General features: G+C 28.4%; 19 protein-coding genes and 1 rRNA gene. 8 read left to right on the top strand and 12 right to left on the bottom strand.

The annotated features are described in order from the left end of the window. Position 1: 1 nt before the first annotated feature. The gene (locus tag BUA86_RS12620; RefSeq protein WP_072933211.1) at positions 2 to 340 is read right to left on the bottom strand and encodes a winged helix-turn-helix transcriptional regulator; all 339 of its coding nucleotides are present in this window, start codon (positions 338 to 340) and stop codon (positions 2 to 4) included. A gap of 163 nt (positions 341 to 503) precedes the next feature. Between BUA86_RS12620 and BUA86_RS12615 the strand changes: the two genes are divergently transcribed. From BUA86_RS12615 to BUA86_RS12585, 7 genes are all read left to right on the top strand, one after another. Next, positions 504 to 1,136 (top strand): redoxin domain-containing protein, encoded by a 633-nt coding sequence (locus BUA86_RS12615; protein WP_072933209.1) that lies wholly within the window; start codon positions 504 to 506, stop codon positions 1,134 to 1,136. Positions 1,137 to 1,140: 4 nt separating this feature from the next. Beyond that, on the top strand, positions 1,141 to 1,935 hold the full coding sequence (locus tag BUA86_RS12610) for a DNA alkylation repair protein (RefSeq protein ID WP_072933207.1): 795 nt from the start codon (positions 1,141 to 1,143) through the stop codon (positions 1,933 to 1,935). Between the two features lie 79 nt (positions 1,936 to 2,014). Beyond that, a complete protein-coding gene (locus tag BUA86_RS12605; RefSeq protein ID WP_072933205.1) occupies positions 2,015 to 3,436 on the top strand; it encodes a S41 family peptidase in 1,422 nt (473 codons plus the stop codon). 114 nt (positions 3,437 to 3,550) lie between these two features. After that, positions 3,551 to 3,883, top strand: a complete 333-nt coding sequence (locus BUA86_RS12600) for a DMT family transporter (protein WP_072933203.1) — start codon at positions 3,551 to 3,553, stop codon at positions 3,881 to 3,883. A 17-nt stretch (positions 3,884 to 3,900) separates the two neighbouring features. Further along, positions 3,901 to 4,554: a VOC family protein gene (locus tag BUA86_RS12595; protein ID WP_072933201.1), complete on the top strand. Its 654-nt coding sequence runs from the start codon at positions 3,901 to 3,903 to the stop codon at positions 4,552 to 4,554. Position 4,555: 1 nt separating this feature from the next. Beyond that, on the top strand, positions 4,556 to 4,951 hold the full coding sequence (locus tag BUA86_RS12590; RefSeq protein ID WP_072933200.1) for a VOC family protein: 396 nt from the start codon (positions 4,556 to 4,558) through the stop codon (positions 4,949 to 4,951). 64 nt (positions 4,952 to 5,015) lie between these two features. Further along, a complete protein-coding gene (locus BUA86_RS12585) occupies positions 5,016 to 5,648 on the top strand; it encodes a CatA-like O-acetyltransferase (RefSeq protein WP_072933198.1) in 633 nt (210 codons plus the stop codon). Positions 5,649 to 5,708: 60 nt separating this feature from the next. Here the strand turns inward: BUA86_RS12585 and BUA86_RS12580 are convergent, their stop codons facing one another. From BUA86_RS12580 to BUA86_RS12560, 5 genes are all read right to left on the bottom strand, one after another. Continuing rightward, complete coding sequence (locus BUA86_RS12580; RefSeq protein WP_072933196.1) at positions 5,709 to 6,350, bottom strand: DUF2306 domain-containing protein; 642 nt, start codon at positions 6,348 to 6,350, stop codon at positions 5,709 to 5,711. Between the two features lie 179 nt (positions 6,351 to 6,529). Next, complete coding sequence (locus BUA86_RS12575) at positions 6,530 to 7,030, bottom strand: regulatory protein RecX (protein ID WP_072933194.1); 501 nt, start codon at positions 7,028 to 7,030, stop codon at positions 6,530 to 6,532. A 158-nt stretch (positions 7,031 to 7,188) separates the two neighbouring features. After that, entirely contained in the window at positions 7,189 to 7,836 is a 648-nt protein-coding gene (rpe, locus tag BUA86_RS12570) for a ribulose-phosphate 3-epimerase (RefSeq protein ID WP_072933192.1), read from the bottom strand. A 103-nt stretch (positions 7,837 to 7,939) separates the two neighbouring features. Next, the gene (locus tag BUA86_RS12565) at positions 7,940 to 8,536 is read right to left on the bottom strand and encodes a hypothetical protein (RefSeq protein ID WP_072933190.1); all 597 of its coding nucleotides are present in this window, start codon (positions 8,534 to 8,536) and stop codon (positions 7,940 to 7,942) included. A 35-nt stretch (positions 8,537 to 8,571) separates the two neighbouring features. After that, on the bottom strand, positions 8,572 to 8,958 hold the full coding sequence (locus tag BUA86_RS12560) for a hypothetical protein (RefSeq protein ID WP_072933188.1): 387 nt from the start codon (positions 8,956 to 8,958) through the stop codon (positions 8,572 to 8,574). An 83-nt stretch (positions 8,959 to 9,041) separates the two neighbouring features. On the opposite strand from BUA86_RS12560, the gene mgtE reads away from it, so the two are divergent. Continuing rightward, positions 9,042 to 10,379 carry a magnesium transporter gene (gene mgtE / locus BUA86_RS12555; RefSeq protein WP_262891208.1) on the top strand — a complete coding sequence of 446 codons (1,338 nt, stop codon included), beginning with the start codon at positions 9,042 to 9,044 and terminating at the stop codon, positions 10,377 to 10,379. 36 nt (positions 10,380 to 10,415) lie between these two features. Here mgtE and BUA86_RS12550 read toward each other — a convergent pair whose 3' ends face one another. The 6 genes from BUA86_RS12550 to rrf all read right to left on the bottom strand — a co-directional run. After that, the gene (locus tag BUA86_RS12550) at positions 10,416 to 11,261 is read right to left on the bottom strand and encodes a lipocalin family protein (protein WP_072933184.1); all 846 of its coding nucleotides are present in this window, start codon (positions 11,259 to 11,261) and stop codon (positions 10,416 to 10,418) included. 58 nt (positions 11,262 to 11,319) lie between these two features. Then, positions 11,320 to 12,186, bottom strand: coding sequence for a sigma-70 family RNA polymerase sigma factor (locus BUA86_RS12545; RefSeq protein WP_072933183.1), 867 nt, complete (start codon positions 12,184 to 12,186; stop codon positions 11,320 to 11,322). Between the two features lie 124 nt (positions 12,187 to 12,310). Further along, complete coding sequence (gene hutG / locus BUA86_RS12540; protein WP_072933181.1) at positions 12,311 to 13,252, bottom strand: formimidoylglutamase; 942 nt, start codon at positions 13,250 to 13,252, stop codon at positions 12,311 to 12,313. Beyond that, entirely contained in the window at positions 13,252 to 13,860 is a 609-nt protein-coding gene (locus BUA86_RS12535) for a trimeric intracellular cation channel family protein (protein ID WP_072933179.1), read from the bottom strand. The genes hutG and BUA86_RS12535 overlap by 1 nt, the downstream gene beginning before the upstream one ends. A 57-nt stretch (positions 13,861 to 13,917) precedes the next feature. Further along, the gene (locus tag BUA86_RS12530; RefSeq protein WP_072933177.1) at positions 13,918 to 14,526 is read right to left on the bottom strand and encodes a trimeric intracellular cation channel family protein; all 609 of its coding nucleotides are present in this window, start codon (positions 14,524 to 14,526) and stop codon (positions 13,918 to 13,920) included. Between the two features lie 326 nt (positions 14,527 to 14,852). Next, a 5S ribosomal RNA gene (gene rrf / locus BUA86_RS12525) occupies positions 14,853 to 14,940 on the bottom strand; the annotation flags it as partial.

The following is a 14,940-nucleotide window of genomic DNA, read 5'->3' as shown; positions in this document are numbered from 1 at the left end:
CTTACTTCTCTTTCTCTTCTAATAAACGTTCTCCCCAATTATTTAATTTCCACAACACTTGTACTAATTCCTCACCTAGTGGTGTTAAGGAGTATTCTACGCGTGGTGGTAATTCTGGATAGGATGTTTTAAACAATATTCCACTTTGTTCCATTTCCTTTAATTGTTGATTCAATACTCGTCTATCTACTTTTCCTATTCCTTTCAGAAATTCTGATGGACGTTTCTTTCCTTCATTTATTTGCCAAACTATAGGAATTTTCCATTTCCCACTTATTGCATTCACTGCAAATTCTAACGGACAAATTTTATCTTCTATAAGTTGTTCTTTTGTTCTCATTAATCTGTTTTCTTATAAACACTCTAAAAAAAATCTATTATTTTCTTCTCTCAATACTAGTAATAAAATAATATTGACTTTTTTATCCCTATGGGATAATATTATGCGATATTGTTTAGCTCGAAACTGTTCTCAATATTTGTATAAAATTAAACAAATCTTTATGGATATTTTAGCACAACAGATAACAGAATTAAATAAACAACTATCTACTCAATTACCAATAGAAACTTTACAGGCTTTTCAAAAATCTATTCAAGATTTAATCGAAAGAAAAATAGAAAATAATAGTTTAACTAATGGAGATATATTTCCTTCTTTTAGTTTAAAAAATCAACATCACACAACGATAACATTAGAAGATTCATTAGACCATGAAAAATTAATTATTGCGTTTCTTCGTGGAAGTTGGTGTCCGTATTGTAATTTAGAATTAAAAGCTTTGGTTGAGGAAATAGAAAAAAATGATGCTATACGATTTATTTTTATAACACCTCAAAATGAAAATGCTAATTTAGAATGGGCATCGGAATATAAAACATCGAGTTTTATTTTATCTGATAAAGAAAATAAACTTGCTAAAGAAGTAGGTATCGAATTTGAATTACAAGATCATGTAATTGATCATTATAAGAATTTAGGTATAGATTTACTAAAAATAAATACCACTAATAACTACACTCTACCGATACCTGCCGTTTATGTATTAGATAAAAATGCTACAATTATATATAATTTTGTAAATGCTAACTACATGCAAAGAATTAATATTGATGAACTAAAACAGTATATATAAATTTATGAAACGTAAAGGAGCACGTTCTACAAAAGATATTCCCACTACTATTTTAGAACAATTAAATAATGGAGAAATAGAAACTGTAAATTTAGTTGAATGGTTAGCTGTTGATCAGCAATTATTGCTTAAAAATTTATTGAAACAACATAATAGAAGCAACTACTTAAAACCTATTCTAAGTAGAATTAATCAATTAAAGAAACAAACAGTTAATACAATAAATGAAGCTATTGGCTTAGAAATTTTTGAATTAACTAACGCTCATAATGATAAAGAATTCTTGAATATCTTATCTCAACATAAAGCTGATTTAATAAGATGTTGGGCAACTTATACAATTGGTAAAAATGAACAGTTAAATATTACAGATACACTTATACAACTTCAGCCATTTGCAGCTGACCATCATTTTGGTGTAAGAGAAATAAGTTGGATGGTTACAAGAGAAAAAATTATTCATAATCTCGAAGAAAGTATTAAAATATTAACTGACTGGGCAACCAATGAAGATGAAAACATAAGACGGTTTGCAACAGAATCTACTCGCCCTCGTGGGGTATGGTGCGAACATATTGAAGAATTAAAACAACAACCCGTTTTTGCTTTACCTATTTTGGAGTCTTTAAAATCGGACACATCAAAATATGTTCAAGACAGTGTTGGGAATTGGCTAAATGATGCGAGTAAAACTCAGCCTGAATTTGTAAAGAATTTATGTTTAAGATGGGAAAATGAAAGTAATACGAAAGAAACTAAATATATTATAAAGAAAGCCTTAAGAACATTGAATAAATAAATAAATATTTCACAAACAAAACAGTACTTTGTATTGCATAGTATTTTAATAAATTTTACATTTGTTAAAATACTTACACATGACATCTATAAAAATTTTATTTGCAATACCTCTACTTTTACTTTTATCAACAATAAATGCACAACTAACATCTACAAAATTTTCTAAAAAGGAACTAAATGAAGATTTCTCTTTTTTAATTTCATCAATTGAGGGAACTCATCCAAATCCTTACACAGTTATTTCTAAAGCAAAATTTGAAAAGCAAGTTAAAAAAGTGAAGGAGAATTTTAAAGATTCTCTGACATTAAAAGAATATTATCGACTTGTTTCACCACTCGTTGCTTCGTTACAAGATGGTCATACAAGACTATTATTTCCTGGTAAGAAAATTCTTAATCAAGATGATTATCTATTTCCTTTCATTGTTAAATCTTCTATTGATGAACCCTATTTAAAAATCACAGAACATATTGATTCTGCTTACAACAAAATACCTGTTGGAGCAGAAATTTTAAGTATCAATAAATTATCGAGTAAAAATATTATCCATAAAATTATTGAAAATACAAGTGGAGAAAGTAATTCCTACAGATTAAAAATGGGAACTGATTTTAGTATGTTTTCAATTTTATTGAGTGCTTATTATGATTTCAATCAAAATGATTTTGATATTGTTTATAGATATAATGGTAAAGCAAGTCTTATAAAAGTTGATGCTATTACAATTCCAGAAATGAATGAGATATTTAAGAAAAAAGCAAATACTCAAACGAAAAAAGAAGAAGTTAAAGATTATGACTTTCATTTAAAACCAGAAATAAAAACTGCTATTATAACTTTTAATTATATGACTGATCAAAAGAATTTTCAAGAATTTTTAAAAGATAGCTTTCTAAAAATAAAAGAGAATAATATTGAAAATCTAATTATTGATATAAGAGAGAATGGCGGAGGAAATTCTGCATTAGGAAATGATTTATTACAATATATAAGTCCTGTATCTTTTTCTCAATACAAAGAGACCGTTATAAAATACAGTCAATTACAGAAAGATTTCTATAAACTTTATTGTGAAAAAGATTCTAATAATTGTAATACTTACAATTATATAAAAAATAAGTCTAACGGAACTTTTGATACAATAGCAGATATCAGCACAACTACTCCAAATCCTATTAATAATCGTTTTATTGGTGACATTTATTTACTTACTAGTACTAAAACTTATTCATCTGCAATGAATTTTGCACAAACATTTAAACATTACAAAATAGGTGAAATTATTGGTGAAGAAACTGGAGGATGGATTGTTTCTTATGGAGATTATATTCCGACAGAACTTCCGAATACAAAATTGAAACTGAATATTTCTACTAAAAAATTCTATACCATTGGTACTACAAATAAAGATTTACATGGTGTTATTCCAGATGAAAAAGTACCTGCGAAAGATGCATTAACAAACGTTTTAAATAAAATTAAAAACAAGAAGTCATAGAAAAAAAATTATAAGAGAATAGTTTTTTCATATTCTCTTTGTTTCTTCAATTCATAAAACTATTCTACCTTAACGGAAATAATATTTATTTAAATTTTTGAAGAAAATAGTCTTATGAAAAGTTATTTATTTCTTGCTGGAGCAATTATTTGCGAAACATTTGCATCTTCTATCCTTAAGAAAACAGAACAATTTACGAAGCCATTACCAACAATACTTTTTATTATTGGTATAACTGCTTCTTTTTATCTTTTATCATTTGCATTAAAAACTATTCCTATTGGAATTGCCTATGCTATTTGGTCTGCATTTGGTATTGTTCTTATTTCCACAGTTGCTTATTTTGTTTATCAACAAACCTTAGATTTTCCGGCAATACTCGGTATTATATTTATTATAATAGGAGTTGTTATTATTAATCTTTTTTCAAAATCTGGTGCTCATTAATTTTAATTTAACAAACAATGAAAATAAATCATATAAAAATAGAAACTCCTAATCTAGAAAATACAATCGCATTTTATAAAGAAAAACTTGATTTAGAAGTTATAGAAGTAACAAATGAAACAGCAACTATCCAAGTTGGAGAATCATTGTTAACTTTTATTCAAAATAAAAACAATCAACCAGTTTATCATTTGGCATTTAATATTCCAGCTAATCAATTAAAAGAAGCTATTAATTGGAGTAAAAATAGATTAGATTTAATCCATAAAGAAAATGATTTGGTGGTTTCTAATTTTGAAACTTGGAAAGCAAATTCTGTTTACTTCTTTGACAATAATGGTAATTTACTTGAATTTATTACTAGAAAAGATTTAAAAAATGAAACTGAGAAGCCTTTTAATTCTCAACAAATTTTAAATATTAGCGAAATAGGTATTGTAACGGAAAAACCAGACGAATTAGGAAAAGCTTTAATAGAAAAATATCAGTTAGAATTATTTGATAAAAATGATAACAGCGAAGTTTTTACAGCTATTGGCGATGATGAAGGTCTTTTAATTATAGTAAAAGAAAATAGAAACTGGTTTCCTACAGAAATCCCAGCACAAGCATTTACAACAGAAATAAAAGTAATAGATAAGAATAATATTCATACAATTAATTTAAACTAATATGATTAAGTTTCAGTACACAATTTTATATGTTGAAGATGTAACAAAATCTATCGAATTTTACGAAAATTCGTTTGGATTCGAAGGTAAGTTTATTACGCCAGAAAATGACTATGGAGAATTAAACACAGGAGAAACAACAATTTCTTTTGCTTCTAAAACACTTGCTACTTCTAATTTGAAAAATGGGTTTGTAGAAAGTAATATCTCTCAAAAACCTTTTGCTATAGAATTAGGTTTAGTAACAGATGATGTAGAAAAATACATTAATCAAGCTATTCAAAACGGAGCTATAATAGAACAAGAGGCAAAACAAAAGCCATGGGGACAGACTGTTGCTTATATTCGAGATATTGATGGATTTCTTATCGAACTATGTACACCAATGCATGGATAAAATATTTTAAAAATAATCATTTTACAACCTTCGGATTTTATTTCGAAGGTTTTATTTTTGCAGCATGAAACGAGTTTTTAATCCTGAAGGTTGGAACCGACAAGAACATTACAATATGTTCTCTAATATGGATAATCCCTATGTCGGAATTGTAGCAGAAGTTGAGTGTTCTAAAGCTTATGCATTTGCAAAAGCACATAAAAAATCTTTTTTTGCCATTTACTTATTTAGTTCTATGCAAGCAGAAAACCGTGTAGAAGAGTTTAAATATCGCATAGAAGATGAGGAAATATTTGTTTATGATCATTTAGATTGTGGTACAACAATCGGAAGAAAAGATGGAACATTTGGGTTTGCCTTGATGAATTTCACAGAAGATTTCGAAACTTTTAATCTACAATTACAAGAACAAATTGCAAGCGTAGAAAGCTGTGTTGGTTTGCATATTAAAAATGAAGAAATAACGGTTGGTTTAGTTCGTCATTCTACTTTTCCTTGGTCTAGATTTACAGGGTTAGTTCAGCCAACAAATTATGGAACAAAAGAATCTATTCCTCGTATTATTTTTGGAAAAGCGCATCAAGAAGGAGATAAAATGTATATGCCTGTTTCTGTAGAAGCCAATCATGGTTTTGTAGACGGTTTACATCTTGCTAAATACTTAGAAGAATTAGAAAAGGAGTTAGGAAAATATTAAAATTAAAGCTTTACAGAAATCTGTAAAGCTTTATATATTTTTACGTGAATTGAAGTTGCCTTAAGCTACTTTTCTATTTAATTTTCTTCCCCAAGCAATAATGTAAACTGTTCCTATTACAGATGGTAAAATCCAAGCATACATGTTACTCCCGAATCCTGCTCCCGCAACTAAAAATGCTGTAACAGAAGCAATATAAGCTCCTACCATTTTTCCTACATGGGACATTAACCACTTTTTATGATTCTCTAAATTAGCATAAAATTTAAAATCTTTATAAGACATAAATAATCCTAATGCTCCGAAAAGTAATAACAAAATAGGAAAACTATCATTTACTATTTTTTGGTAAAATGTAAGTCCAATCATTACTATTCCTGTTAGGAACATACTACCTGAGATTACTTTATCTAATTTATTTTGATATGATTTTTTCTTGTAATTCAAAACACGGTTTCCTATCAATATCATGTAGATTGTAAAAATCCCAATCATGAATAAAAATGAATTATGGTGATTTGGAAATAAACAGATAAATAATGATAAAATAGAGCTTACCATCATTCCTACAGAGAATATTTTACCAAGTTGTTTATGTAATTTATTTCCTTTTTTAGAGAACATTAATACTGTTCCTGCTAATAAACCTATACCTCCGAAGAATGCATGAATGTAAATGATGATTTTTATAAAGTTTTCCATGTGTGTTAATTTTAGATAAAACTAAACATAGAAATAAATATTTTAAAAACTATTTTACCGAGTTGTCGATTTTTACGGATGAATTGTTAGTTTAAGATATAAGATTGTAAGACATAAGATATAAGGAGTGAAGAATTGCGAAGCTAGAAGTTCATTATTGCGTTTAGTTTATTAAAAAACTATTTGATATTAAGTAGAACAATTGCTTCATTAATTAAATCGAACTCATAACCTTTGTAGGCTAAGAATGATTTTATTTTATTTATTTTCTTAAAAGAGTCTCGCTCACTATACAATGCATCGTATTTTTTTTGAGATAGCTTAACCAAATTATTCCAATATTTTTCAGGATCAATTTCTTCTTTAAGAGCTGTATCTATTAATTTTGAATCTATTTGTCTAAGTTTTAATTCTTGTTTAAGACGATTTTTTCCCCACAATTTTTGATTCACTTTTCCTCTTACGAAGTTATGTACAAATCGTTCTTCATTTAGAAAACCATAGTGAAGGAGTTTAAAAATAATTTCGTCTTTTGCTTCTGGAATTAAATCAAATTCACGTAGTTTTTTTTCTACTTCCCAATGACAACGATCTTGATAAAGGCAATATTTTGCCATTTTATCTTTTATTTCGTCTATTGTGTATATTTTTTTAGAATTGTCTTTTTGGGAAAAACTCATGAATTGGTTTTCTAATTTATTACTAAAAATGATATAAAATTCGACAGGGATTGTAGTGGAAATCCTTTTTGCTGATACTCGTCTTACTAATTTTAGCAAAAAGATTGTAGCAAAAAACCCGCCCGGTCGCCCTAAAAATTATTTTTATAGTATAAAAATTATGCTTTTTTAAGTTCTGAAATATAAGAGGTTGGATTTTCGGCATTAAAAATTGCTGAACCTGCAACCAAAGCATCTGCTCCTACTTCTACTAATTTTGAAGCATTAATATTATTCACTCCTCCGTCAACTTCTATTATAACATTTGCATTAGCAGTTGTAATCATCTTTTTAAGTTTAGAGATTTTATTATAGGTATTCTCTATAAATTTTTGTCCTCCAAAACCTGGATTAACACTCATAATTAGTACCAAATCTAAATCGTTAATTACTTCTTCTAAAACAGATACTGGTGTATGTGGATTAAGAGCTACTCCTGCTTTCATTCCTTCTGCTTTTATAGCTTGTATTGTTCTATGCAAGTGTGTACAAGCTTCGTAATGTACTGTAAGAATGTCTGCACCAACTTGTTTAAAAGTCGAAATATAGCGATCTGGATCTACTATCATTAAATGTACATCTAAAACTTTATCTGTTAAAGCGTTTATTTTTTCTATGATAGGCATTCCGTACGAAATGTTGGGTACAAAAACACCATCCATAACATCTAAATGAAACCATTCTGCTTCAGAGTTATTTATCATTTCGATGTCTTTTGCTAAATTTCCGAAATCTGCTGCTAAAATTGAAGGTGCTATAATAGGCATTTTTTTATGTTTTGTTTAGTGAAATACAAAGATAATGAAATAAAAAAATCGTTGAAAGTTTAAACTACTTTCAACGATTTATATTTTATAATAATCTGTTATTTTAGAAATTATATCCCACTCTAAAACCTAAATCTAACATAATTCCTTTATCTACTTTCTTACTTATTCTTCGGTATTCTGTTTGCGTTTCATAATTAAAATCATAATAATAATTTTTATCCTGATAGAAGGCAATTCCTAAACCTGTATAAAATTCATAGAAAAAGTTTTTAGAAAAAGATCTTTTTAATCCGTAATTTATAACAACAGAACCTTGTGGATCAACAGTTTTATTATCACTAGCTGATGTAAAAAGATCTGGTATGTAAATCCCTTTTAAAGCGATATAATTGGCTGAATTATTTTTTGTGTTTTTTCCTTTTGAAATTCGTCTATCAAAATTATAATAGTATCTACCTTCTAAATTTAAACTAGTTGTAAAAATATAATTAAGATCCCCTTCCCCATTCCAATCTGTAGTGTAAGAAAAACCTCCTATATAGTCTATAGTTCCTACTGCAGTAAAATTATCGCTTAAACTTTTTTCGTACTGTATACCAATTCCTATAAATTTAATATTTGCATTAAATAAATCTGTTGCTTTTTCTTGAGCAAATAAACAAGAAGCAAGTAAAAATGGTAGAATAGTGTATTTCATATAATGTTAAATTAGCGGTAAATATAAATAATATTCTAATCTAACAACATTCTAAAATCGATAAAATTATAGGGTTCTTCTTCTTGCAATTTTTCATTAATAATGAAATGAATGGAGTCTTTAGAAAGAAATAAAAAAGTGTAATGATCGGCTTGTTCATCAGATTCTCTAAATTCATAATAATCTTGATTGTTTACACCCCAATAACCTTTATCTTCTAAAAATGTTACAGTATCATCTTGATGGATCGTTTTAAATGTAACACTAAATGTTCCATCTAATCTTCTATTAACCGTCCAACTATTCGTTTCTCCCTTAAAAAACTTACCATGATCTGTACCTGACCAATTGCCTACAAATCTTTTATCTGGGTTTGTAGACTTTAATAAAGCAATTATATTTTTACTTTGATTATCATTCATTTTCTAAACATTCATTAAAATTAGCTTAAAATTGCTAGGTTTTTCTTTTCTTTAGCTAAAAGAACTTACTTTTGCGCAATGGAATAAAAAACTACAAATGTATGGAAAATAATATGTTAAATCAACATCCTGCAGATATAGCAGAACAATTAACAGAATTAGACGTAAAAAACAGAAATATTGCTTTTTATACGCTTCCTCATCAAACAAAAATTGATGTGTTTTCCTACTTCGACTCCAGTATTCAACAAGAAATTGTAAAAAGCTTGACTGATAAAGATTTGGCAGATGTACTTAATAATCTTGATCCTGATGATAGAACCGAATTATTAGAGAACTTTCCAGATGAATTAATTAAACATTCTATCAACCTTCTTAATCCAGAAGAAAGATCTATTGCCTTAAATTTAATTGGCTATAAGGAAGATTCTATTGCTCGTTTAATGACACCTAATTATGTACAAGTAAAGGAACATTACACCGTAAAAGAAGTTTTAGCACACATAAAAAAATATGGTAAAAAAGCTGAAACATTAAATTATATTTTTATTGTTGATGGAAAAAATCGTTTAATTGACGATTTAAAAATTGGTGAAATTTTATTAGCAGATAAACATACAACGATGGGAGAATTAATGGATCACAATTTTGTGTCTATTAAAACAACTGCTCCAATAGAAGAAGCTTTAGAAGTTTTTGATAAATACGATCGTGCTGCAATTCCTATTATTACTGAAAACGATGTTTTGGTAGGAATAGTAACTTTTGATGATATTTTAGATCAGGTTAAAATGCGTGATACAGAAGATATTCAGAAGTTTGGAGGTATGGAAGAATTAGATGTTTCCTATACTAAAACACCAATTGTAGAATTAATTAAAAAACGAGCTGGTTGGTTAGTTATACTTTTTGTTGGAGAAATGTTTACTGCATCTGCAATGAGTTATTATGACGAAGAAATTGCAAAAGCAGTAGTGTTAGCTTTGTTTGTTCCTTTAATTATTTCTAGTGGAGGAAATTCTGGTTCGCAAGCTGCTTCTCTTATTATTCGTGCAATGGCATTGGGCGAATTAAAAATAAAAGATTGGTGGTATGTTATGAAAAAAGAATTTACTTCTGGTTTAATATTAGGAGGAATACTTGGGTTAGTTGGTTTTACTAGAATTGCCATTTGGCAACAATTAGGGTTTTATGATTATGGAGAATACTGGTTTTCTATTGGGCTTACCGTTGCATTATCTCTAATTATAATTGTTTTATGGGGAACATTATCTGGATCTTTAGTTCCTTTTATTCTAAGAAAAATTGGTTTTGATCCTGCTACAGCTTCATCTCCTTTTGTTGCTACATTAGTTGATGTTTCTGGTTTAATTATTTACTTTTCTATTTCTGCTGTCATATTAAGTGGAAAATTATTATAAATAAAAAAACAGCTTTTTAAAAAGCTGTTTTTTTTATTATTTCTTTCTTGTATCTATAAATTCGTAATTGGATTTATTTTGATCCACAGATAAATTATATTCTTTAAATTTTATTTGATTATCATTTAAAACTTCGAAAGTATATACATCTGTCATTTCAGAATCTTCATGGTATTCGTAAAATTTATTATCCTTTACCCACCATTTTCCTTTCTCTATATGACTTTGCATTTTTTTACCTTTAGATTTAACTCTAAAATCTAAAACAAACGTTCCATCTGTATTTCTTGTCATTTCCCATTCCTTAGATGTGCCTTCCATCTGATTATCTTTTTCAGAACCTGTCCATACACCAACTAATCTAGCATCTTGTGTACCATCTAATTCATCGTAAGAAAAGCCATTCATCTTGTCTTCCATTTCAAAAGTCTTTTGCAATGTTTTTGCCGAAAAGACAGAATATTTTTCTTCATAATAATCTGACTGATCTTTTGCTTTTACCTCTGAATACTTAACTGTTTTAAAACCTTGAGGAAATCTATTTTTTATTAATCTAAAATCAACTTTATTACCATCGGTTTTATATGTATAAATGTCTCCATATTCCACATCTCCTGCTTCATAATAATTTCCATTTTCCGTCCACCATCTTCCTTTTTGTTTTGCGTAAATAGTATCATTATTATTTAGTATTTCTAAATACATGGCAAAAGTACCGTCAGCTTTTCTATTAATTAACCACTTCCCTTCTATTGGATCTTCTTTTGTTTTGGAGATTATAGAAGACCAGAAGCCAACTAATTTTTTATCAATTGATTGTTGCGCTAATAATAAAGTAGAAAAAAATAAGCAGAAAAGTAATGTATAAATTCTTTGTTTCATATAAGATTAAAAATATTATGATATAAAAAAAGCAGCTTTATCAGCTGCTTAGTATTATTTATCGTCCGATATAAGTTTTCAAGATTTTAGATCTTGATGTATGCTTTAATCGACGAATTGCTTTTTCTTTAATTTGACGAACACGCTCACGTGTTAAATCAAATGTTTCTCCAATTTCTTCTAAAGTCATTGGGTGTTGTCCATTTAAACCAAAGTATAAACGAATTAAATCTGCTTCACGAGGAGTTAATGTTTGTAAAGCTCTTTCTATCTCTACACGTAAAGATTCAATCATTAATTGAATATCTGGTGATGGAGATTCTCCGATATTTAATACATCATATAAATTAGAATCTTCTCCTTCTACTAATGGAGCATCCATAGAGACGTGACGACCAGAGTTTTTCATAGACTCTTTTACATCACCTTCTGACATATCCAATACTTCAGAAATTTCTTCTGCAGATGGGGCACGTTCATGTTCTTGCTCTAATAAAGCATATGCTTTATTAATTTTATTGATAGACCCGATTTTATTTAATGGTAAACGTACAATACGAGATTGTTCTGCTAATGCTTGTAAGATAGATTGACGAATCCACCAAACAGCATAAGAAATGAATTTGAAACCACGAGTTTCATCAAAACGTTGTGCCGCTTTAATTAAACCTAAATTTCCTTCGTTAATTAAATCTGGTAAACTTAATCCTTGGTTTTGATATTGTTTTGCAACAGAAACCACAAAACGTAAGTTTGCTTTTGTTAATTTTTCTAAGGCAACACGATCTCCCGCTTTTATACGTTGTGCTAGCTCTACTTCCTCTTCTGCAGTAATTAAATCTACCTTACCAATTTCTTGTAAGTATTTATCTAATGACGCAGTCTCACGATTTGTTACCTGCTTTGTAATTTTAAGCTGTCTCATTTAACTAAAAACCCTCTTATTTGTTAATATATCAATTTTCTACAAGTTTTAAAAATAAAGCCTGTATATATGTATACGCATAAAAACAAAAAATGTTACAAAAAATATGAAAATTACTTTAAAATTAACTTCTCAGCACTTCATAAATCATCTGTGCAGAAAGTTTTGAAGTCATATTATCTCTATCGAAGTTTGAATTATACTCAACAATATCAAATAATTTTACTTTTTCAGACTTCATCAATAACTTTAAAATGTATTTTACTTGAAAAGGAGTTAATCCATTTACAGTAGTCGCACTGACACCTGGAGCAAAAGCTGCATCGAAAACATCCATATCTAATGAAATGTAAAGTGCATCATATTGTTGAATTTCTCTTTTTAGTTTATCTAAAATATTATTTAGATTAAGATGAACTTCATCTGCTGTTATATATTCAACATTTAAATCTTCTGCTCTTTTAAATAATGCTTTTGTATTTCCCAATTCTTGAATACCAATTGGAATATAATTGAAATTTAAATTATTTGCTTCACAATACTTCGACATTTCGTAAAAAGGAGTACCAGAAGTCGATTTAGGATTTGGAGTTCTTAAATCAAAATGTGCATCGATATTAATAATTCCTACATTTTTATAGGTTTTTATTAAAGCTAAGAAATTTCCCAAAGCCGTTTCATGCCCACCACCAATTACAATTGGAAAATGATTATTCTTTATAATTTTATCAACAGTATTAATCTGCTCTTCTCTAGCTTCTTCTAAATTATCATCATCACAGATAATATTACCTGCATCAAATAAAAATTGATCATTAGAAAAATGAAATGGTAAGTTTGCTAACGATTTTCTTATATGATCTGGAGATTCTTTTGCTCCTAATCTTCCTTTATTTCGCTCTACACCTTCGTCCGAACAAAAGCCTATAATAACTTTTGGTTGCGTATTAGATTCTCTGAAATGAGTATAATCCTGAATAATCTGGTGCAATCTTAACCCCAGTTCTTTATCTTCAGCATCTACTCTTCCTGTCCACAGTTCACTATTAAAAGGCGATTTTTTCATTATTTATAAAATTTAGGTAATGATAAATTAAATTTAACTGTAATAATTCTTATAACTGCTATAATACTACCAGAAACAATAAAATTTATATTTCTATCTACACCAAAACTATCCAAAATAAGATAACAGATACCTCCAATAATACAAGCAGTTGCATATATTTCTTCTACAAATATTGTAGGTGTTTTATTAATTAAAACATCACGTAGAACTCCTCCGAATACAGCAGTAAACATTCCCATAATTACTGCAATAAAATTATTTACTCCTAAAGATTGTGCTTTTTCTAATCCTACAATAGTAAATAAGGCAATTCCTAATGTATCGAATAACATAAAAGTTGTACGTAAACGAGAAAAGTATTTATAAAATAATCCTGCTAATAGAATACCTGCTAAAACAGCATAAATAACATTCATATCGTCTATCCAAACTAATGGATAACTATTTAAACATAAATCTCTTAGTGTTCCACCACCTATTGCTGTAATAAATGCAAAGAAAGCAATTCCAAACCAATCATGTTTTTGTCTTTCATCCGCAGCCAAAGCTCCTGAAATTGCAAAAACAACTGTTCCAAATAACTCAAAAATATATTGTATTTCCATCTTAGTATAACGTCATTAAAAATAGTTTGCAAAGATATTCAAATACTCAACATATTATTAATGACTTTTAAATTTAGGTAATGATAAATTATATTTAATTGCAGCCAATCTAAATGCTACAATAATACCTCCAGATACAAAGAAATTAATATTTCTTGTAACGCCTAATTTCCATAGAACCATATAAATTACAGCTCCACAAAGACAAGCAAAAGCATAAATTTCTTTCTTAAAAATAATTGGAACTTCATTTAACATCATATCACGTATAATAGAACCAAAAACTGCTGTAAACATTCCCATTACTGGTGCTATGATTGGATGAATTCCTAAATTAAGCGCTTTCTCCATTCCTACAATTGTAAATAAGGCAATACCTAAAGTATCAAAAAGCATAAATGTTTTTCTCAATTTTAATAATGGTTTGTAAAAAAGAGCCGCTAAAATAACGCCACAAGCTACTGCATAAATAAAGTTAACATCTTGTATCCAAATAATTTTTACAGAAAGTAAAATATCACGAATTGTCCCTCCTCCAATAGAAGTTAAAAACGCTATAAAAGTTACTCCAAACCAGTCATTACTAGATTTTTCATCTGCTGCTAGAGCACCTGAAATACCAAAAAATAATGTACCAAATAATTCAAAAAAGTACTGAATTTCCATTTGTAGATTTATAAAATTGAATGATTGTTAAATTACGAAATTAATTTATAATTCACTTAACAATAAATATGCCTACAGTATTTTTCTGAGATTAGAATTTAGGTTTAAGATGTAAGATTATAAGGTGTAAGGGTTGTTAAGCTGCAAACTAGAAGCTAGAGATTAGTTTTAAGAAGTCTAAACTACTTTGTACTCTTTACATTATACATTTTACTTTGTACATTTTACTTTGTACTCTGTACAATAATCTCCTATCTAGTTTCTACTATCTTAAATCTATAAACACAAAAAAGCCTCAAGTTATTCACTTGAGGCTTTTAATTAAAAACTGGCGACGACCTACTCTCCCGTAGTAACAGTACCATCGGCGCAGGCAGGCTTAACTTCTCTGTTCGGAATGGGAAGAGGTGAGCC

Origin of the sequence: Chishuiella changwenlii (genome assembly GCF_900142565.1) — a bacterium.
Taxonomy (GTDB): Bacteria; Bacteroidota; Bacteroidia; order Flavobacteriales; family Weeksellaceae; genus Empedobacter; species Empedobacter changwenlii.
This window is presented reverse-complemented; position numbering and strand designations above follow the sequence as displayed.